Origin of the sequence: Ferviditalea candida (genome assembly GCF_035282765.1) — a bacterium.
Lineage (GTDB): Bacteria > Bacillota > Bacilli > Paenibacillales > KCTC-25726 > Ferviditalea > Ferviditalea candida.
The window spans coordinates 25,251-46,810 of sequence record NZ_JAYJLD010000029.1; the positions used below are offsets into that span (position 1 = coordinate 25,251).

17 protein-coding genes and 1 other RNA gene are annotated in these 21,560 nt (G+C 49.7%); 15 read left to right on the top strand and 3 right to left on the bottom strand.

Annotation, left to right across the window (positions count from 1 at the left end; translation table 11 throughout):
* Positions 1–21 precede the first annotated feature (21 nt).
* From eno to VF724_RS16380, 6 genes are all read left to right on the top strand, one after another.
* Positions 22–1,311 carry a phosphopyruvate hydratase gene (gene eno, locus VF724_RS16355; protein WP_371755308.1) on the top strand — a complete coding sequence of 430 codons (1,290 nt, stop codon included), beginning with the start codon at positions 22–24 and terminating at the stop codon, positions 1,309–1,311.
* Positions 1,312–1,503: 192 nt separating this feature from the next.
* Entirely contained in the window at positions 1,504–1,734 is a 231-nt protein-coding gene (gene secG / locus VF724_RS16360) for a preprotein translocase subunit SecG (protein ID WP_371755309.1), read from the top strand.
* Between the two features lie 135 nt (positions 1,735–1,869).
* Positions 1,870–4,209: a ribonuclease R gene (gene rnr / locus VF724_RS16365; RefSeq protein ID WP_371755310.1), complete on the top strand. Its 2,340-nt coding sequence runs from the start codon at positions 1,870–1,872 to the stop codon at positions 4,207–4,209.
* 157 nt (positions 4,210–4,366) lie between these two features.
* Positions 4,367–4,846, top strand: a complete 480-nt coding sequence (smpB, locus tag VF724_RS16370; RefSeq protein ID WP_371755311.1) for an SsrA-binding protein SmpB — start codon at positions 4,367–4,369, stop codon at positions 4,844–4,846.
* 185 nt (positions 4,847–5,031) lie between these two features.
* Positions 5,032–5,398: a transfer-messenger RNA gene (ssrA, locus tag VF724_RS16375) on the top strand.
* Between the two features lie 444 nt (positions 5,399–5,842).
* The gene (locus VF724_RS16380) at positions 5,843–6,265 is read left to right on the top strand and encodes an HNH endonuclease (RefSeq protein WP_371755312.1); all 423 of its coding nucleotides are present in this window, start codon (positions 5,843–5,845) and stop codon (positions 6,263–6,265) included.
* Positions 6,266–6,306: 41 nt separating this feature from the next.
* On the opposite strand, the gene VF724_RS16385 is transcribed toward VF724_RS16380, so the two are convergent.
* The 3 genes from VF724_RS16385 to VF724_RS16395 all read right to left on the bottom strand — a co-directional run bounded on the left by VF724_RS16385 (position 6,307) and on the right by VF724_RS16395 (position 9,562).
* On the bottom strand, positions 6,307–7,389 hold the full coding sequence (locus tag VF724_RS16385; RefSeq protein WP_371755313.1) for a permease: 1,083 nt from the start codon (positions 7,387–7,389) through the stop codon (positions 6,307–6,309).
* A 118-nt stretch (positions 7,390–7,507) separates the two neighbouring features.
* Positions 7,508–8,380 (bottom strand): selenium metabolism-associated LysR family transcriptional regulator, encoded by an 873-nt coding sequence (locus VF724_RS16390; RefSeq protein ID WP_371755314.1) that lies wholly within the window; start codon positions 8,378–8,380, stop codon positions 7,508–7,510.
* Between the two features lie 39 nt (positions 8,381–8,419).
* Positions 8,420–9,562, bottom strand: a complete 1,143-nt coding sequence (locus VF724_RS16395) for a Fic family protein (RefSeq protein WP_371755315.1) — start codon at positions 9,560–9,562, stop codon at positions 8,420–8,422.
* A gap of 142 nt (positions 9,563–9,704) precedes the next feature.
* Between VF724_RS16395 and VF724_RS16400 the strand changes: the two genes are divergently transcribed.
* The 9 genes from VF724_RS16400 to VF724_RS16440 all read left to right on the top strand — a co-directional run bounded on the left by VF724_RS16400 (position 9,705) and on the right by VF724_RS16440 (position 21,004).
* A complete protein-coding gene (locus VF724_RS16400) occupies positions 9,705–10,016 on the top strand; it encodes a hypothetical protein (protein ID WP_371755316.1) in 312 nt (103 codons plus the stop codon).
* Between the two features lie 1,282 nt (positions 10,017–11,298).
* Positions 11,299–12,837 (top strand): TIGR02677 family protein, encoded by a 1,539-nt coding sequence (locus tag VF724_RS16405; RefSeq protein WP_371755317.1) that lies wholly within the window; start codon positions 11,299–11,301, stop codon positions 12,835–12,837.
* Complete coding sequence (locus tag VF724_RS16410) at positions 12,834–14,066, top strand: TIGR02678 family protein (protein WP_371755318.1); 1,233 nt, start codon at positions 12,834–12,836, stop codon at positions 14,064–14,066. Before VF724_RS16405 ends, VF724_RS16410 begins: the two co-directional genes overlap by 4 nt.
* Positions 14,067–14,094: 28 nt before the next feature.
* Entirely contained in the window at positions 14,095–18,234 is a 4,140-nt protein-coding gene (locus VF724_RS16415; protein WP_371755319.1) for a TIGR02680 family protein, read from the top strand.
* Positions 18,231–19,589: a TIGR02679 domain-containing protein gene (locus VF724_RS16420; protein WP_371755320.1), complete on the top strand. Its 1,359-nt coding sequence runs from the start codon at positions 18,231–18,233 to the stop codon at positions 19,587–19,589. Before VF724_RS16415 ends, VF724_RS16420 begins: the two co-directional genes overlap by 4 nt.
* Before the next feature lie 122 nt (positions 19,590–19,711).
* Positions 19,712–19,879 (top strand): hypothetical protein, encoded by a 168-nt coding sequence (locus VF724_RS16425; protein WP_371755321.1) that lies wholly within the window; start codon positions 19,712–19,714, stop codon positions 19,877–19,879.
* 15 nt (positions 19,880–19,894) lie between these two features.
* The gene (locus tag VF724_RS16430; protein WP_371755328.1) at positions 19,895–20,077 is read left to right on the top strand and encodes a type II toxin-antitoxin system RelE/ParE family toxin; all 183 of its coding nucleotides are present in this window, start codon (positions 19,895–19,897) and stop codon (positions 20,075–20,077) included.
* An 8-nt stretch (positions 20,078–20,085) separates the two neighbouring features.
* Positions 20,086–20,379 (top strand): helix-turn-helix transcriptional regulator, encoded by a 294-nt coding sequence (locus tag VF724_RS16435; RefSeq protein WP_371755322.1) that lies wholly within the window; start codon positions 20,086–20,088, stop codon positions 20,377–20,379.
* A 469-nt stretch (positions 20,380–20,848) separates the two neighbouring features.
* Positions 20,849–21,004, top strand: coding sequence for an HNH endonuclease (locus VF724_RS16440; RefSeq protein WP_371755329.1), 156 nt, complete (start codon positions 20,849–20,851; stop codon positions 21,002–21,004).
* Positions 21,005–21,560: the final 556 nt, after the last annotated feature.

Sequence of the window (21,560 nt, forward strand, 5' to 3'; positions counted from 1 at the left end):
AAAGCTGAAGGAGTGTATACAATGACGATCATTTCGGATATTTACGCGCGTGAGGTGTTGGATTCCCGCGGCAATCCCACCGTTGAGGTGGAGGTCTATTTGGAATCCGGGGCAAAGGGTCGCGCCATCGTTCCTTCCGGGGCGTCTACCGGCGCCTTTGAAGCGGTTGAGCTTCGCGACGGGGACAAAAGCCGTTATCTTGGGAAAGGCGTATCCAAGGCAGTCGATCATGTCAATGAAGTGATCGCCGCCGAAATTATCGGCTGGGATGCGCTGGATCAAGTGGGCATTGACAATAGAATGATCGAGCTCGACGGGACTCCCAACAAAGGGAACCTTGGCGCCAATGCAATACTTGGCGTTTCGATGGCGGTTGCGCGCGCCGCGGCGGATGCGCTGGATATTCCGCTATATGTGTATCTGGGCGGCTTCAACGCCAAGACGCTCCCGGTGCCGATGATGAACATTCTGAACGGCGGCGCGCACGCGGACAATAACGTCGATGTGCAGGAGTTTATGGTGCTTCCGTTGGGAGCTCCGAGCTTCAAAGAAGCGCTGCGCATGGGCGCGGAGATTTTCCACAGCCTGAAGGCCGTGTTGAAGGAAAAAGGACTGAACACCGCTGTAGGCGACGAGGGCGGCTTTGCTCCGAATCTCGCCTCTAACGAAGAGGCTATTACAACGATCATCAGCGCGATTGAACGCGCCGGCTACAAGCCCGGAGCAGACGTCTATTTGGGAATGGATATCGCTTCAACGGAATTTTTCAAGGACGGCAAATATCATCTGGAGGGCGAAGGCAAATCGTTCACTTCGGCTGAATTTGTCGAGCTCCTCGCTTCGTGGGCGGACAAATATCCGATCGTTACGATTGAAGACGGATGCGCGGAAGACGATTGGGAGGGCTGGAAGCTGCTGACCGACAGGTTGGGCGGTAAAGTGCAGCTGGTCGGCGACGACTTGTTCGTGACCAATACGGAGCGCTTGTCCAAGGGAATCGGGCAGGGTGTAGCCAATTCGATTCTGGTCAAGGTGAATCAGATCGGAACGCTGACCGAGACCTTCGACGCCATCGAGATGGCCAAACGCGCCGGCTACACTGCCGTCATTTCGCACCGCTCCGGCGAAAGCGAAGACAGCACGATCGCCGATATCGCCGTTGCCGCCAATGCCGGACAAATCAAGACGGGCGCACCTTCGCGCACCGATCGGGTCGCCAAGTACAATCAATTGCTGCGGATCGAGGACGAACTGGCGAATGTGGCTCAATATGCCGGTCCGAAAGCGTTCTACAACCTGAAGCAAATTTAATCTGCGCCTTGATCCTGGCGGGATAATCTTGAATTTTTCACGAGCTTATCCAGGATCAGAGCAATTTGATTGAGGCGGCTTGTATTCTGTTATGGCATATGCTACAATAAAAATGCTGTTTTTTAAGTGAGTCGTAAAGTAAGTTCATTTTTGATGCAAGATGCGGACTGGCATTCCGGGAGGTGTATTTCAATGCAAATCTTCTTACATGTGCTATTGATCGTTGTATCGCTGGGTTTAATTGCCGCAGTCCTTCTCCAGCAAGGGAAAAGCGCGGGGTTGTCCGGCGCGATCACCGGAGGTGCCGAGCATCTTTTCGGAAGACAAAAGGCGCGCGGACTGGATCTGCTCCTGTCTCGCGTTACCATGGGTTTGGCCGCGGCGTTTTTGCTGCTGTCCCTCATCGTATCTTATGTTGTATAAGCATCTGAAATAACATACTTGATTATACAAAACGAGCAGCGGGGAAATAATATTCCTGCTGTTTTTTATTGAACTTGCACGATTGCTGGGAAATATATCCGGTTGTGCCGTTCAACAGAAATGGAGTGGTTGATTTTGGTTACCGAACAGGAACTATTGGAATTCATGCGGGAGCAGGCTTACAAGCCGATGACCTATCAGGAGCTGGGAAAAAGCTTTCCTACGGCGGATGCCGATGAATTCAAGGAATTTTTGAAATTGCTGAACCGCCTGGAAGAAGAAGGGAAAATTATCCGTACCCGTGCGGAGCGTTACGGAGTGCCCGAGCGGATGAATTTGCTGCGCGGCATGCTGCAGGCCCATGCGAAGGGATTTGCTTTTTTGATCCCGGAGGATCGGGAAGTGGCCGATGTATATATTCACGCCAACGATTTGAAGGGGGCCATGAACGGGGATACGGTGCTTGTGCGCATTACGTCCAAGAGCCCGGCGGCCGGCCGGCTGGAAGGCGAGGTTGCGCGGATCGTTCACAGGGCGAATACGGAGATCGTCGGCGAGTTTCAGAATCATGAAAGCTACGGCTTTGTCATTCCCGATGACAAGCGGATTACAAGGGATATCTTCATTCCGCAGGGAGCGTTTGGAGCGGCGGTGGACGGACAGAAGGTCGTGGTCCGCATCGTGAAGTACCCGGAAGGCCGAGCCGCGGCTGAGGGCGAGGTTGTGGAAATTCTCGGGCATAAGAATGACCCGGGTGTGGACATATTGTCGATTATCCGCAAATTCCAGCTTCCGGAAGGCTTTCCTGAGGATGTCATGGGGGAGGCGGAAGCGGTTCCGGATATGATCAGCGAAGCAGAACTGGTAGGCCGCAAGGATCTGCGCCAGCTTCGCGGCATCATCACCATCGACGGAGAAGACGCCAAGGACTTGGACGACGCGGTTCATGTGGAGCGGCTGGCGAACGGCCATGTCAAATTGGGTGTACATATCGCTGACGTTGGTTACTATGTAAAAGAAGGCTCCAAGCTGGATCAGGAGGCTTACCGCAGGGGCTGCAGCGTGTATCTGGTGGACCGGGTCATCCCGATGCTGCCTCACCGACTGTCGAACGGCATTTGCAGCTTGAATCCGCAGGTGGACCGCTTGACGATGACCTGCGAGATGGAATTTGACGAGCACGCCAAGGTGGTGAAGCACAGCATTTACCCGAGCGTGATTCGCACGGTTGAGCGCATGACGTACACGAACGTCCGCAAAATTCTGCTGGAGGAAGAGCCGGAGCTGCTGGAGCGGTACGCCGATCTGGTCGAGGAATTCAAGCTGATGGCCGATCTGGCGATGCGGCTGAGGACCGCGCGGATGAACCGCGGCGCGATCGATTTCGATTTTACCGAGTCGAAGGTAATCGTTGATGAGAACGGCAAACCGGTGGACATCGTCAAAAGAGAGCGCTCCATCGCCGAGCAGCTGATCGAGGAATTCATGCTGGCGGCCAACGAGACCGTTGCGGAGCATTTTCACTGGCTGAAGGTTCCGTTTCTCTATCGGATTCATGAGGACCCGGACAGCGAGAAATTATTTCATTTTATGGAATTCATCAATAATTTCGGGTATGTGGTCAAGGGACGCGGCAACAAGGTGCATCCCCGGGCGCTGCAGGCGCTGCTTGAGGAAATCAAGGGCACCAAGGAGCAAACGGTCATCAGCACGGTGCTGCTGCGCTCGATGAGACAGGCGAAATACGATGCCCAGAGCTTGGGCCATTTCGGTTTGGCTGCGGAATTTTATACGCACTTCACTTCGCCGATCCGCCGTTATCCCGATCTGGTGATTCACCGGATTATGCGCGAGGTGATGGAGAACAACAACAGCCTGAGCGACCAGCGTCATGAGGCGCTGACCGCACGGATGGACGACATCGCCCGCCAATCCTCCGAGAGGGAGCGGGTGGCGGTTGAAGCGGAGCGAGAAACGGATGCTTTGAAAAAAGCGGAGTTTATGCTGGACAAAATCGGCGAAGAGTTCGAAGGGATCATCAGCAGCGTGACCAGCTTCGGGATGTTCGTCGAGCTGGAGAATACCGTGGAAGGGCTCATCCGGCTCAGCGATCTGACCGATGATTATTACCATTACCATGAGATGCAGCACGCCCTGTTCGGGGAACGGACCTCGAAGATTTACCGGATCGGCGATGAAGTGAAGGTCCGTGTGGTCCGGGTGAATATCGACGAGCATACGATCGATTTTGAACTGGTCGATATGAAGCCTCGGCGCACCTCGTTCAGCGTGGTCGGCGGGGACGAGCATGGTGGAAGAGGCAAGCGCGGCAAGGCGGGCAAGCGGGATTTTTCGCAAAAAGGCAAGAAAGGAAAGAGCTTCGTTGCTGCCGGCGCCGGGAAAAAGGCTGAAGGCGGCAAGCCGGGCAAACCGCCGAAGCCCAAAAAGAAGAAAAAGCAGGGCAAGCGGAAGTAGGATGCACAAGCCGAACACAAACCTCTCTGAGAATAAGCATCCGCGTGTGATGAATGTAGCTGATCCATCTTGATTTATTGGTGCGAACTTGATATTATATTCTCCTAACGCAGTATACCCGATTACCGGGTGATGTGACGGGAGGGAGTGCGGCACAATGGCCAAAAAAGCGGAAGGAAATGTGCTTGCGCAGAACCGGAAGGCTTCCCACGATTATTTTATCGAAGACACCTATGAAGCGGGTATGGTCCTGACGGGTACGGAGATCAAATCGCTGCGCCAGGGAAAAGCGAATATCTCCGACAGCTTTGCGACGATCCGCAACGGGGAAGCGTTCATTCACAACATGCATATCACCCCGTTCGAGCAGGGCAACCGGTATAATCCCGCCGATCCGACACGGGCCCGAAAGCTTCTGCTGAAACGAGCGCAGATCATGAAGCTGCTGGGCCACGTCAAGCAGGAAGGCTACACCCTTGTGCCTTTGAAGGTGTATGTCCGCAACGGCTACGCCAAGTTGCTGCTCGGTCTCGGCAAGGGCAAGAAGCAGTACGATAAGCGCGAATCGGCCGCTAAGCGCGATGCGCAACGGGATATCCAGCGCGCGCTGCGCGAGAAGCAGAAGGTGATCCGGTAGCGTCGGCGCTGTTTGGCCACCTGCTGAAAATCCGCCATTCCGCTTCCAAGACTACCAACAGGTTTGTGAGAATTGGCGCGCGGGATGTGGTATAATGAATATGAAGCCGATCAGGGTTTCACTTCGTATAAATGGGTAGACATCCTTATGGGATATGACTGATTCGCAGGCCATTTATCTGACACGGGGGCGTTTTTGGATTCGACGGGGATAGTTCGAGCATGAGTAGCGAGTAGCGGGGTCGCGGACGCTTTAACAACGCGAATGCCAAATTTAAACGGCAAACAACAAACTTCTTACGCTTTAGCAGCTTAATAACCTGCTAGCGTGCTTCTACCCTGCATCGCCCATGTGCCGGGATAGGGGCTCAACTTTAGTGGGATACGCTGTCACATCTCCGCCTGGGGTGTGCTGAAGAAGATAATCAGGCTGACCCTTGAGAAAGCCGGTTACGGGGCGTTCTCCCGGGTGACATCAAAACTGTGACTACACTCGTAGAAGCTTGTGTGGCGTTATTTTCGGACAGGGGTTCGACTCCCCTCGCCTCCATTAAAGTACGGAAGGTTCTGACCTTTAGGTCAGAGCCTTCCGTCTTTACATAGAGCTGCAAGAGGGGTCGAACCCGGGTTCAGTACCGCGCGCAGGAAGCGAAGCGAACGAGCACGGCATCTGATCTTACCGCTGCGGTGGTCATCAGTGAGTAGACTTCGACAGCAAGTTAATTTGAGATCAGATACTCCCCGAGCCTTTTTTCCATGCACTATGGTTGATCGAACCCGGGGTTCAGTCCCGCGCGCAGGAAGCGGATGATCCCACTTTGAAGAGATACTTCAGCGAACGAGCACGGCATCGAAATCCACCTTAGCGGTGTTCTTCATTGAGTATGCATCTTTGTAAAATTTAATAAGGATTTCGATACTCCCCTCGCCTCATCATACATAACCACAAATCAAATTTACTGTGGTTATTGTTTTTAACAATTAGGAGGTGGCTGAAATGATAACGGTACTGAATACGGATGGCCAAGAACTAACCCCCTGTCTGCCTCACCGGGCATGGCGGGAAGTTAACCGATTCCGTGCCGTCTGGATCGATGAGCAGACCATCAAATTACTTTACAACCCTTTTTCATTCCGAGACTATCGAAAAGCTGCCTTGAAAAGGGATAAATATACATGTTCGTGGTGTGGGCTTCCTGCAACAACGGTAGATCATATTATCCCTGCAAGCAAAGGCGGCTCAGATCTTCCTGTAAACTTACTCGCTGCATGCAGCGAATGCAACACAAAACGTGGAAACCGTTCAGCGTTCTCTTACTTTAAAGAAAAAGCACATTCCGCGCCGAATATTATCAAGCTCTGTTACCGCATCTTGATAGCAAAACACGGCCATCATCAAACGAACCAAAAAGTGATTTGAGCAATGGGACACCTAGCGGGTGTCTTTTTTTTTGCATCCAATTACAAGATCCAAGAACCAACGATCCCGCACATGATCCCCAGAATCACTATGGAACTCGCAACGAATACCAGTACGCGAGTCGGTAGCGATTTGCCTACCATTAGGAGGGAGGGTAAGCTCACAGAAGGTAGTGTAATCAATAGTGCAGCAGCAGGACCGGGTCCCAAACCAAACGACATCATCGTTTGGATGATCGGAATTTCACCGGCTGTCGGAATGACGAACAACATCCCCGCAATCGAGAAAGCGATAATAGCAAGAAAGCCAAATGACGCTATTCCGCCAACGCTCGGTAAAAGCCAAGCTCGGAAAGCCCCCAACAATAGGACGGCAATAATATAGGCCGGCACAATAGACAAAGTGAGTTTCCAAACTGTGCTCAGCCAGCGTAACCAGATCGGGCGAGTGTCTTCCATATTATTGCTGTTTTGTGTTTTTTCGATTTCTAAAGGTAATTCGGCTTGTGGAGCAAAGCGGTTGGCAAAGTAACTGACGCCGAATACCAAAAGCAGTCCGAAAATCAAACGCAACACCGTAAACTTCCAATTAAGAACGAACGTCATAAAAATGAGCGTTGCCGGGTTAAGGGTCGGATTTCCTAGCCAAAATGCTAATGCCGCCCCCACAGAAACGTTTCTTTTACGCAAGCCAACAACAAGAGGAGCCGCGCAGCACGTACACATCATGCCGGGTATCGATGCAATTCCAGCAATAGCCGTACTGCCAAAAGTTGCTTTCCCGAGAGTGCGGATTAACCATTGTTTTGGAATCAACACTTGAACTAATGACCCTAATACAATGCCTAAAACGGCAGCTTGCCATACGGACTTATAATAAGCTTTGGCGTAAGCCCAAGCCGTTTCCCAAGATGGAGTTGGAGCTGAAGCGGCTGTACCGGAGACGATGGATGCACCGATTGAATGTTCCGTTGCTGCTGTGAACGCTTTGTGATAATAAGGTATCCATTTTACATACATTAAGCCCGCAATAAGAACGATTAGAAAAAATAAGACCGAAACAATTACTTTTACATCAGGTTGTGACGTTCTTAGATTTTGTGAAGATGCCAGTGGTTGTTTCACTTTTCATCACCTACTATAATGATATTGACACAGTTGACAATTCCTCATTAAACATATGAGAAAAAATCATCTTTATGAATTTATCATTTTAGGTGATTTTTTGTAAAGAGGAAAATACTCATTTGATCAGGCGCAATGCCTCTTCCGTAAACATTTTGATCAGTGGATGGGTTTGTTTAGACTTATGGGCATATAAATAAAACCCGCGATTGGTTGGCAATTCGAGTAAAACATGAATGTTCGGACGATATACATCCTGAATAGACCAATGAGATACGAAAGCATATCCTACTCCTGCTTCCACTAATGCAAGGGTTGCTTCCGTACTGTTTACTTCGGCTGCAACCATTAATGTTTCCCAATCAACCCCCGATTTTTTCAACATCTCTTCAACAGCTTTACGTGTTCCGGAGCCTTTTTCTCGTATGATGACAGGAACATTCTGAATCTCTTGCAGCGATTTCAACGGCTTAAGGTCATCGCATCCGATCAGAACGAGTTTGTCCGTTGCTACAAATTCTTCGTGCAACTCTTCATGTTCAATTTGATATCCTACGAAGGCCAGATCGATATTTCGTTTCTGCAGCATCGTCAGCGCATCTTCCGAATCTTCAGCATGAATGCTGAATTTGATCTTGGGATATTTTTCACGGACGATTTTTATAATTTTAGGAAGCATATAACTGGCAGGAATCGTGCTTGCTCCAATTTTTAACTGCCCGTACCATTCGTTTTTGAGTGCTTGACATTCAGCTAGAAGGTGATCCCATTCAGCCAATATCTGCTTAGCTTTGCGATAAAACAATTCACCGGCAGCCGTTGGCATGACGGAGGTAGTGGTACGTGAAAGTAACTGCAGGCCGATTTCTTCCTCCAGTGCTTTGATTTGTCTGCTTACACCGGATTGGGTGAGGCCCATAGCTTCCGATACTTCAGTAAATCCTTGATGTTCAACGACATTAACGAATGTTTTCAAATACTTAAAATTCACAAAATCACCTTAACCAGCAAATTTTAATTTGGATTCATTTTAATCCACAATACAAACGATATACTCCCCTCGGCCATGTCCTGACTTTATAACACCTAACTCTTTCAGTTTTGAAATATTTTTGGCAATACTTGAGTGTGAAGCCTCTAGTATGTCATCAAACAGTTGTCTATGGAATATCTCTCCGTCATCCATTCTGCTTATCAATTCGAACATTGTTTTTGCATGTCCTCTTCCCAGCAGTTCACGAATATGTTTAATCCTATCGTAACGTTGAAGTTCTTTGAGAACTTTGGTAAGAGATGCGATAACGCATTCAAGATAAAATACAATGAAAGGTTTTAGGTCGCCTTTCGTTGCTGCCATAAGCGTATCGTAATAGTCCTCGATTCTTTTATCGAAGAATTCTTCCACACTAAATGCATCCTTGATTGTAGCAAGGTCGGCGTGTATTAAGCCAACCAAAGTAGAAAATGCACGAGCTGTCCTTCCATTGCCATCAGGAAAAGGATGGATATAACCTATGAAATGATGAGTGATCCCGGAAATGATCAGAGGATGGACCTTCTTTTCAGGATTAACTTTTTCCGTTTCATAGGGGTTCATCAATCCGGTAACACTAGTATACAGCCAGGAAAAATATGCCTGCATGAGTCGCGGAACTTCATTAAATGCCGGAGGTTGGTAACTGACATGCCCATCGCCATCTTGAAGTGCAACCGGAATATTCCTATAACCTTCAGGATATTTGGTTAAGTTGCTCATTAAAGTGTGTTGTATTCTTTTTAATACAGGTTCATCCATGTCCGAAAAATCTTTATTTGGATCTAAACTATAAATATACTCGTAGGTTTCAAAGACGTTCTTAACTTCCAACTGTGCTTTTTGTTTTATTGTCAGTGGATTTCTTTTGTAGTTTTGATAGAGTTGCTCCACTTCCTTGAATTCCAGTTTATTTTGTTCAATTTTTGTCGTAAAATGAGCTGTTTTAACCAAGGAGTTACGCAAGATTGTGGGCTTCAAGGGATGGCTTTTTAAACCAAGTCTAGCTAATGCCCCTATGTTTCTCTCTGCCTCCAGGATAAGTTGTTGTATTTCATAATCATAGGGATTAAGATCGGGTTTAAAGACCAAACGGCCTTCTGTAGTATCGAAGTGCTCATAAGCAAATACATAAGTCAATTTTTACACCACCTTTTTACACTTAAAAAATCAATAATACCAATGGTTTTCAATTGTTTTTAGTATATTCAATTACATTTATTATGTACATCTTTTTTTGCTATTAAACTGGCGCGTTTAAATTTGAAAGGGGTTATTTGTTTTGAATAGACAAGAGCTGCAGAAGAAGGTTCGCCATACGGTTCATCAACTGGTTTGGGAAAAAGAGTATGCGAGCCCGCTGGATTTATTCTTAAAGATGGAGAAGATTTCGCCCAAGCTCGTAGAAGAATGGCGGTATGGGAGGGTTCCGTACCTTGAACGGGTTCTGCATGGGAATCTGGCTCAATTCAGCTTCATCCTGACGGTGTTCCGGAAAACTGCGATGGAGATGAAGTTAAAGGAATCTTTTACCGCCTATATGTCATGGGGTATTGAACGGCACTATGCCACCCACTATGTGATGCCCCGATAAGCGGAGCAAGTTCAAATAAATCCGCAATGGAAGGATTAAGGACGGACACGATAGAGCACGCCTTAAATAGTGCATTCCGTCAGCTTTTTTCCATGTTATAAATAACTGTTGATGAAAAGTGCAGCAATCTTAACGGATTCTACTTTTTTATCGCCAATACACGCCTTATAAATTTATTTTATGTGCATAAGCGAAGCAATCTTCTTAGCTTTTCCTTTGCAGTTGAACCGCTAACCTGGTCCAAGAATTGGTGCCATACCGCATATTGGTGTAAATATTTCGTCGCTACGCCACGCATTTTTCGATAATGTTGGGAGAAAGCGTTAACGATTTGCCTTACGTTGTCTGTATGAAGCAGGGAACGTTCAGCAGGTGAAGGAACGGATTGACCCCTTAAGTCCAAGTAAGCCGGGTTTATCATGCCGGTGTGCCACAAGATTCCCGGATTTCCCGACAATCCGCTTTGCCGCCACTCTTCCCCGCGGCCAATATAACCTCCGCCACAGCGGCTTTTGCACAAAACAACCGTTTCATGCCGGTTATGATGAGGGGATTGGGCGTTTTTTTGCCCTTTGTTTGAGTGTTTGACGGTTAGCTCCGCATACTCCACGATCCCCGAAAGTTGGGAACCGAGATGATTGATGAAGTGGGACAATATTTTTTTGCGCCATGCATGGGCAGTTGCCGGACTGATTCCGACTCCTTGGGCACATTGGCGTATGGTCTTGCCTTCTAGCATCGCTTTGAGAAAAGCAGGCCAGCGATCGGCTTTTTTTGGAACGGTGAAAGACGGTCCCTGTATGATCGTTGAAAGAGGCTCCGCAAGTTCGACAAAAGTATCGTTGACGATTAGAACCAGGGGTCATTCGCCCGTTATGGACGATATCGGACTTTTGTTCGGGTCCGCAATTAGGGCAATGAAGCCCCGACGCATGCTTCCACTCTCTTACCGATTGTGTATGAAAACCTACCGATTGATTGAATTCATCCAAAAGTTTCTGCCTTTTTTCGGGTGAAGTTTTCTTCAAAAGCAACAAAATATGCTCCCCGTCCCATGTTTCAGTTGTCCCCGCCATATACATCCCCCTCATTCACTCGTAAATTCAAGATCCCACGAACGAATAGCTGATTATAATCTATCATATCGAATGGATTTTTTCTCATCAACAGTTTACTAGAACATAGCCCTCCATGCCTATCAACAAAAATTGGATGGGCTTGTCAAACGTTCTTTGACCTGCTTAGATTAGGTTAGATGTTATAAGAACGGGGTGAGCGGGTTGTGGAATCGTTGGTAAATGTTCAATCGCTGCGCAGCGTGCCGGAGCTTAAATATGTGAATGCGGAAAACGTGGCGCGCTACCGTGCGATTATGCGTTTTTTCTATCAGGAATATAAGCGGTTGAAATATTGGATGAAGCCTGAAGAAGTGCACGCGGCGGTTCTGGAATGGGGTGTATTGACGGAGTATACGTTGGAACAATGCTGTACGGATCTTGAACAGTTGGAGGAGTGGGGAAATCTGGCTTCCCGTCATGACGGGGGGCGGGCGGCGACGTTAGAGGAGTACATGAAAAAGAAGATGCAATATCTTCTGCGGCCGTACTCGATTGAAATTGAACGATTGCTGGAAACATTGGAAAAAGTGACCGGATACGGCGGGTCCTTGGAATCGACGATGTTTGATACGATTGCCGAAAAACTTTTTGAGATCAGGAGGGTGGCCGGTGAGACGGCGCCGGAGGCAGCGCTGGAATTATGGACGATGCTGTATGAAGCCTTCAAGCGTCTGCATGAAAATGCGGCGGATTACATAGCCAGCTTGCAAACGGTCAAAGCGGAGGAAATGATGGTGTCCGAATCGTTTCTGGTATTCAAGGACCGGCTAACCAATTATTTGCAAAATTTCATTCAAGCGCTGCAGCGCAGCGCCTACAAAATTGAAGGCAATCTGGAAAGGATTACGGACAATGTCCGTGATTTGTTCCTTGAGCAGGTAGTCATGGCTGAGATAGAAAGGCCCCGTCTGGAGGAGGCACCCTCCAAGGATGAACTGTTGGCGGAACTGCATCAAGGATGGGCAAATCTGCAGCGGTGGTTTCTTGGCGACGGTGTTGCTCCCTCGGAGTTAACCTCCCTTGAAAGGGCGACGAAGGATGCGATTGCGCGTATTGTGCGTAGTGTCATACGAATGCAAGAGCGCAAGCGCTCGGGGGTTAGCCGTAAAAAGGAACTGGAATATTTGGCGCAATGGTTTGCGCGCTTGGAACGGCTGGATGATGCGCACCGGCTGGCCGGCTTTGCCTTCGGCCTGTTTCAAACCCGACATCTTCAGGGAGAAGATCTGCGCGATAGCGACCGCGCCGATCAGTCCATGTGGAACGAAGCCCCGATGATCCGCACGTTGCGCTCACGCAGCCGGAAACGCGCAAACAAGCAAGAGAGCGAGCCGATACCGGAACATGAGGAGCGGAAGCGAAAGCAGCGGGAACTGTTTTTGCGGCAGCAGGCGGAGGAGTGGGAAGAGATCCGGGGGTTGATGGAGAAAGGGGCGTTTCGCATATCCGAGTTGGGGCCGGTGCCCATGAAAACAAGACTGCGCCTGCTTCATTGGATCGGGCGGTGCACATCGGCGCCGAAACATATGTTTGTGACGCCTGAAGGCGTGAAGATTGCAATGACGAATGCCGGTACAACGGAACGGACGGTTCTGATATCCGAGGATGGAGAACTGCATCTGCCGGATTATGAATTGGTATTCGCCTTGACGGAGGCGGCCCGGGAGGTTGCGGCAACCACGGAAGGAGGCGGCTCCGCATGAAGCGGGAAGGGACGACGGTCATCGGCAGAGCGCGGCGCGCAGCGCGCTCGGAAGCGACTTCGGCGCAAGTTCAGGAGCGCAAGCAAGAATGTGCGCACGCTTTGTTAAATCGCCTGTGGATTTTGAAAGAGGAGGAGCAGGATCTGTACTTCTCGATTAAGGATCACTATGAGGAACTGCGGGATTGGTTCATGGATCAAGCGGGTCTCCCGCTTATTCTTACCCGAAGCCTGGCCAAACTGGAACGTACGCCGGTCGTATCGCATCCTTGGATGGGCTTTGAGGAATTCCGCGAAATTCGCGACTACGTATTTTTTACCTATGCGCTATGGTATCTTGAAGGAAAAACGGAGATGGATCAATTCCTGCTTACGGACATTGTGGAGGAAGTCCGGGAGCAATTGGCGATCGGTGGTCTCGAGGCGGATTGGCGCTATTATCACCATCGGTTGTCGATGGCTCGCGCCTTGAAAAAGCTAACATCTTTGGGTGTGCTGGTTGCAGTGGATGGAGATGAAAGCGATTGGGCGCAAAATCAGGATAAAAATGCGCTGTACGAATGTTCCCCCCATTCACGATACGTTCTTCGCCGGTTTCCACAGGATTTGACTTCATACAACAATATGGAGGAGTTATCCGATCCGATCCAGTATGCAGAAACACAGGACGGGCAGAACCTGCGCAAACGGCATCGTGTATACCGCCGTTTCTTGTTCGAGCCCGCCGTATTGGACTGGCATTGGGATGCGGAATTGCTTCCGTATGTATTAACGCAGCGCCGGTCGATTATGGATCATCTGCAACGGATGCTGGGTTTCGAAGGTCGCAGATACCGGGAAGGCTTGCTGTTCTTTTATCCGGAGCTGACGGGCGAACCGGAGTTGTTTCCAACTTTGTCGGGGCTGTCTGATTTGATCCTGCTCATTGCAGGGGAATTGCGCCGGCAGCTTAATTTGGAACGATCGGGAATGTATTTGGAGGCGGACGGTTCAATCCGGCTGGAGCGTTCGGAATTGGAAGGCATCCTGCTGCGGCTGCAGGAGCGCCATCAACAATATTGGAGCAAGGAATTTCGGGAGTCATCGTCTGCCCAATTGGCTGATTTGTGCTTTGAACATATGGAGCAATGGCAGCTTGGAGAGTGGGAAGATGCGAATCATTTTCTCATTTCACCGGTTATCGCCCGATGGAATGCGGAATACGCGAATACGGATTTCGATCAGGAATAATTCGAATACCGATTGGAGGGTTATGAGGATGGCAATGAATGTGAATACACTTGCATGGGTACAGAATGAAGAGCGATGGCGGATGGGGCGCGTCGGCATTCTGAACTTTTGGTATTACGATGAAGAGGTGTTTGAGCTTGAAGACGGACGGCTGATTCTGCGGGGGGCGAATGGCTCGGGAAAGTCGGTTACGATGCAAAGCTTTTTGCCGCTTGTGCTCGACGGCGATAAACGCGCTCACCGGTTGGATCCGTTCGGATCGCGCGACCGCCGGATTGAATACTATTTGCTTGGAGAAGCGGATAGCGGCAAGACTGATGTAACCGGTTATCTGTGGATGGAGTTTGTTCATCCGGTTAAAGGCTTGACCAAGACGATCGGCATTGGGCTGCGTGCAAGGCGGGGCATACAGCAGGTGCAGTTTTGGGGTTTTTTGCTTGATGATGGCCGTTCGATCGGTAAAGACTTTTGGTTATATGACCGGAATCATTGGCTTGAGCATCATTCCCGAATACCTCTTAACAGGCAAGAGCTCGAGCGGGCAATCGGAGCGGGAGGTCAAGTTGTACAGGATCAAGCCTCCTATCGCGATTTGGTCAATAAGCAGTTGTTTGGCTTTGCGGATATCGATGCTTTTCAGGACCTGCTGCATCTCATGATTCAATTGCGCAGTCCAAAGCTGTCGAAGGACTTTAAGCCTTCGGCGATCTATGAGATTCTTCACGGCTCGCTGCCGCCGCTGCAGGAAGATGATTTGCGGCCGTTGTCGGAAGTGCTGGAGGATATGGATCAGATTGCCGATCGGCTGGACGAGCTTCGACTTCATAAGAAGGAAATGGAAAAGCTTCAGGACACTTATGACCGGTACAATAAGCGAACGATGTATGATCAAACGACCCGGCTGTTGGACCGGAATGCCGAATATGGCGAGCACTGCAGCAAGATGACAGGCTTTGAGGCGGCATTGGCGCAAGCGGAAGAGGAGAAGCAAGCAGCCACTGCAAAGCTGAGCTCCATGGAAGCGGCCATTCAACAGGCCGTAAACGAACTGGAAGTGCTTGAGAACCATGAAGCAATCGGCAAACAAAGGGAGTTGGAGGCTGCGGCGAATTCCTTGAAGGATGCGGAGAAGCATTTGGAGCTGGCGCATGACCGCATCAAGAAGAATCAAGTCAAATTTGATGCGGCAGAACGTGATTTGGAGCATACTGGGCACAAACGCACAGGTTACCTGGCGGAGCAGCGGGAAACGCTGGATGAGCTGGAGGCACTGGCGCAAGAAATGGAGTTTGCCGAACATTCGGTATACCATCGATACTGGGATCGTGGCGAACCGGATGCCGATAGCTGGAAAGAGCCTTGGAGGCGGGACCTTCACCGTCACCGGGAGCGGTTGGAGACAGCCTTGGGTAAGGCAAGAGAAGAACGTGAAGCGGCACGGTTGGTGCAAGAGCTTGAGGTGGAGCTTGGTGAGGCGAGAAAAGAACGCGACGAGCGGGAGCGGGAACGCGGCGAGTGTGTCAGGACGATGGAGACGAGCAAGGAGAAGCTGCGCGAAGCGATCGTCACATGGCGGGGAACACTTCGCGAGTTGATCTTTGATGATGACCGGGTTCGCGAGACATTCGAGGCCGTGACGGCATTTGGACCGGAATCGCGATCGCTTGAGGCGATCAGGACGCCCATGCTCAAGTCGCTGGAATTGTGCCGCGAGCGGCTGTCGAGTGAGCGGCTGCAGCTGCAGCAGGGGCAGCGGGAGCTGAAGTTGAAGCAAGAACAGTTGACCGAGGAGAAAAAAACTTGGGAAGCAAGCCGGGAACCGGAACCGGTACGAACGGAGGCGCGGCTAAAGCGCCGTTCGCTGTACGGGGCTGGCAGCGGTGCGCCTTTGTATGCGGCTTGTGATTTTCGCGCGGACGTGGATGATCATCTGAAGGCGAAAATCGAGGAAGCGCTTGAACGCTCCGGATTGCTGGATGCCTGGATTTCCCCGGATGGCCGTGTCGGGACGGAGGCAGAAGGCCAAGAAGAAGTGTGGATCGTTCCTCAACCTCACGAAATTGGCTATACGCTTGCGGATATCCTGGTCCCATCGCCCTCGGAGGAAAGCGGACTGACTATCGCGACGATTGATGAGGTACTGCGCACCTTTTTATGGGTAGAAGATGATGAGCTTGGCGGTTACGATGCGTTTGGTGCCGTGATCTCCGGAGCGGGTGTGTTCAGACTGGGACCTCTGGCCGGAGCTACTGCCGGCAAAGCGCGTGCCGAATACATCGGCAAGGAGACGCGAAAGCGTACAAGGCAGCTTGAGATTGCCCGGCTGCAGCGCGAGCTCGATATCTTGGAGGAACAGCTGAAGGAGTTGGATCAACGAATCGCCGCAATTCTGGAGAGGGATCGCCGGGCGCAAGACGAAGGCTCGTCATTTCCGGATTTTATATCATTGGAGCAAAGTCTACAGTCGCAGCTTGAGGCGTCATATCGGCTTGAGGCCGCTTTAAAGCAAGAAGAACGGGTGCTGGAGCGGTTCAAGGGAAAAACTGCGGAATGGCGCGATCTGCAGCGCGAGCTCCAGGCGCTGACTGCGGATTGGTCGCGGTTGAAACGGGAGAAGGAGCTGCAGGAGGCCGTTTCGATGACGAGGGAATACGGCGCGTTTATCGGGGAGCTTCATTCCGCATGGACAAGAAGCCGCGATGCCGGAGAACGGATTACGGCGCTGCTTGAGGAAAAGCAGTCGGCCCTTGTTGCGATCGAGGGCGACGAGCAGCTTTCCGACGAATTGGATGAGCGGCGTCGCGCGTTAAGGGCCCAAGTGGACGCATTGCGCATGTTGATGAAAGAGCTGGGACTTGCCGATATCTCAAGGCGCATCGAAGCACTAAAGGCAGAGCGGGCACAGTTGGGCAATGAACGGAAGGCTGTTTACGAGCAATTGAAAAAGTCCGAGGAAGCGGCAATAAGAGCTGATAACAGCCTGCAGTTGTATCGCGAAAGGGAAGAGGAACTGAATCAGCGGCTGGAGCAGGCCCAGAATTACTGGCATCGGGAAATGCGGCGCGGCTTGGTTTCAGACTGGCGTGATCTCTACAGGACGGATCTGGACAACAAAGAAGCGACTCAATTGTGTGCGGGGATTCAGCAGCGATATGACGCCTCATTTTCCGGAAGAAATGCGGATACGGTCAAAAATACGCTGTTGGAGCAGTATAACGCGGTTCGCAGCATTTTGACGGACTATGTGTTGGAAACGGAAATCGAAGAGGACACGGGACGGATCGTCATTCAGTCCAGACGGGACCGTGGCCGCCCGTTGCCGCCTCAAGTGCTCGTTGAAGAATTGAAGCGGGATGAAGAAGAGCAAAGCGCGCTGCTCAGCGAAAAAGACAGAGAGCTGTACGAGGAGATCATTTTTCGCAGCGTCGGTAAAGCGATTCGTCAACGTATTCATCGGGCGGAAAGCTGGGTGAAGCGCATGAACCGGCTGATGGAGGAACGCAATACATCCAGCGGGTTGCGGCTTAAGCTGGATTGGGAGCCGAAGGCAGCGCAAAATGAGCAACAGATGGATACGGCGGCCTTGGTTGAGCTGCTGAAACGGGACTCCCACCGGCTTCGCGAGGATGAAATTGACGCGATGATTACGCATTTCCGATCTCAGATCGGTTATGCCAAGCAAAGTGCGCAAAGTGAAAAAGAATCGCTGCGCAAGCACCTGTATGAGGTGCTGGACTACCGCAATTGGTTTGAGTTTGAACTCAAGTATAAAAAAGGCGAGCGGACCGGTTACAGGCCGTTGACGGATTCGCGATTTAACGTGCTAAGCGGCGGGGAAAAGGCGATGGCGATGTACATCCCGCTATTCGCTGCAACCTGGTCGCGCTATTCCGACGCACGGGCCGATGCGCCCCGATTGATTTCGCTTGACGAAGCATTCGCGGGAGTAGACGAGGAGAACATGCGGGATATGTTCCAGCTGTTGACGGAGATGGGCTTTGACTATATGATGACCTCTCAGGTGCTATGGGGCTGCTATGATACGGTGCCGAAGCTGGCCATTTATGAAATCTACCGGCCAAAGGATGTCGATTTCGTCACGTTGTTCCATTACCGTTGGAACGGACAAATAAAAGAGTATGTCCAGGATGAGAGTGGAAACGTATGACCCAATATGCAGGCAGCGACCATCGGGCAAAAGCGAAAGCATATTTTAGTCAGCCTGGATTTCAACGAATGTTGGCCGCGGTATGGAACAGGTACGAAAGGCTGGAACGAATCGGCGGAAACGCTGTTGTGCGAAAGGTGACGCAAGCGGAAAGCGAAGCGATAAATTCTTTTTTTGGCTGGAATTTTAACGAGGGCGATGATATCAGCATTCCGCTGGTTTTATTTGAGCAGGAGCTTAGGGAGTCGATCTTTTCAATCGGTATTATGGAACTTTATCGTTTGATCGAGGGTAAAGCCCTTCTGACAAGAGCTGAAAAGCAATTGTTAAGCAATGCGGAGTGGCATCGGCTGTTTGACGAGGTCCGTCAATTGAGCGGAGAAGAAATTCTTCCCATTACCAATACATGGCTATCCAAGCTTTCGGCCGGGCAAGGAGTCGGGTGGCGTACACTCCGCGAGTTATTCCGTGACAATCACGCAAAAGCGCAAAGCTCATTAACTATTGTTGTGCGTGCACTTCATTTGCTGTTCGCCGAGTACAGTCGGATGGAGCCCATTCGCTTACCCGTGCTTGCAGCCCGTGTTTCGGGTGATGCACATGCGCTGGATATAAGCGAGCCTGCCGGGAGAATGCTTGTGGCTGTGTTGCAATCGATGATCCCGGACGAAGCAGGCCAACAAACGGCCCCTGCTGGAGATGAGGATGCTTCCGATCAGGACGGATCCAAATCGCTGAAGCTTCGCCAATTGTATCGGATGAATGGGATTCTCGACGATGATCTTTCGTCCATTGTATATTGGTCTGTGCCGGAGTATGGTAAACCATTGCTGCGGAATGTTTGGACGCTTAGGCAAGTCGAAGCGGCGGAACATGTGCCCCGTTGCTCCCGAATATATATCGTGGAAAATCCGGCAGTTTTCTCCACTTTAATTGATTCCATGAGCGAGCCGTTGTTCTTGACGGGCAATCCGCCGGCTCTTGTTTGTACCAGCGGTCCAGCCAGTGCGGCGGCTATCCGTTGGCTCCAGCGATGCATCGAGGTGTCAGACGGAACCTGTTCCATTTATTACTCGGGCGATTTTGATGTGAAAGGCATATCGATGGCGCAGACACTTCAGGGGCTTTTCCCGGAACGTTTCACAGCTTGGCGGTTCGATTGCCAAACATATGAAGATATCGTTGGCTGCCTGCCAGGCCCTTCATTGAATGGCGCCGAAATCTCAAAGTTACAGACGCTGAGCGTATCGTGGGATGACCAACTATGTAAGTCGATGAGCCAAAAGGCCCGTAAGGTGCATCAGGAAGCATTCGTGGATCAATTGGTGAAGGACTGGAAGGAATGTTTTGATTAAGGCTGGGGATTTCTTCTGAATGCGACTAAGAGCAATTGAGTCAAACTAAACACGACTTTTTATGATCTATATGTTATAATTAATTCGATTATTGAGTATACTTAAAAAAGTTGGAGGCAACTTTGTACAATATATTGTTCTACGAAGACGAGGAAGGGAATCGACCAGTTGAACAATTCATCGATCAACTTGATGCTGCTGCCGGTATTAATAAAAATGCAAGAGTTCAGTTGGAGCAGCTCATCTATTGCTTAAATCGGTTAGAAGATAAAGGGACACGAGCAGGCTAGAAGTTTACGAAACGGATCTCGGGAGATATTTGGGAACTATGTCCAGCTAATAATCGTATTTTATTCTTCGGTTGGAATGGAAATCATTTTATTTTATTACACCATTTCTCCAAAACAACACAAAAAACACCACCAAGGGAAATTGCGATTGCCGAAAGGCGAATGGATAACTGGCTCTCAAGAAAGCGTAAGGAGTGATGCAGATTATGAAAAGCTGGAGTGAGAAGAAGAAGGAACTCAAGTCTATAGACCCAAACCGTATGAATGAGCTTGAAGCTGTCGCACAATTAGTGAATGCTATACATCAAAGACGGGTTGAATTAGGCTGGACTCAAAAGGAGCTGGCAGACAAAGTGGGACTTCACCAGGAGTCTATTGCACGTATTGAGAATGGCGGAACCATTCCTCGCTTAGACACAGTGTTTAGATTGGCATTAGCACTAGGAATGAAGCTAAGTCTACATGGTATTGAAGAAGCTGCAGCCACAGGTACAGGTTAAGTACTTCAAGGTAACATCAAAACTGTGACTACACTCGTAGAAGCTTGTGTGGCGTTTCGGACAGGGTTCGTCCACGCGCAGGAAGCGTAGCGAACGAGCACGGCATCTGATCTTACCGCTGCGGTGGTCTTCATTGAATAGACTTCGTAAGCAAGTTAAATACGAGATCAGATACTCCCCCCACCTCATTATACATAACCACAAATCATTCACTGTGGTTAATGTTTATAACAACTAGGAGGTGGCTGAAATAACCGTACTCAATATGGATGGCGAAGAACTAACCCCATGTTTGCCTCACCGGGCATGGCGGGAAGTTAACTGATCCCGGGCTGTCTGGATCGATGAGCAGACCATCAAAATACTTTACAACCCTTTTTCATTCCGAGACTATCGAAAAGCTGCCTTAAAAAGGGATAAATATACATGTTTATGGTGTGGGCTTCCTGCAACAACGGTAGATCATATTATCCCCGCAAGCAAAGGCGGCTCAGATCTTCCTGGAAACTTACTCGCTTCATGCAGCGAATGCAACACCAAACGCGGAAACCGTTCAGCTTCTCTTACCTTAAAGAAAAAGCGCATTCCGCGCCGAATATTATCAAGTTCTGTTACCGCATCTTGAAAGCAAAACACGGTCATCGGCAAACGAACTAAAAAGTGATTTGAGCAATAGGACACCTAGCAGGTGTCTTTTATTGTATGAGTTTGCTTCTCATCATGTTTGTATATACCGAAAGTACATAGTATACGTTCTGTACATTTCAGAATCTGTTCATTCCGATATCGCTGCCCCGTTGCTTCGGAGATCGTTTAATAGCTTGCGGATAAAAATGGTAAGTTTCTTATGTTATAATGAAACTAACATCTTGGTCGGACATAGGAAAATTAATCCTAGAGGTGCATCCGATATATGCAAACAAGCGATAAACATTTTGAAAAGAAGGATATTCAGACGATCCTTAAACATATCCTGCTTAAAAATTATTTAACTCGATGGGCTAACGTTTTTATGAGAGCGTCTATTAGTAGGCCGATTAAGAAGTGTCACTTTGTAGATTGTTTTGCCGGCCGTGGGACTTTGTTCGCCGCTTCATTATATGGCGGGAAATAGCCATGGATTCGCCATTCGGTTTGGCGGAGCCAAACCGAAAATGTACCCGACAATAGCCTAATCCCTT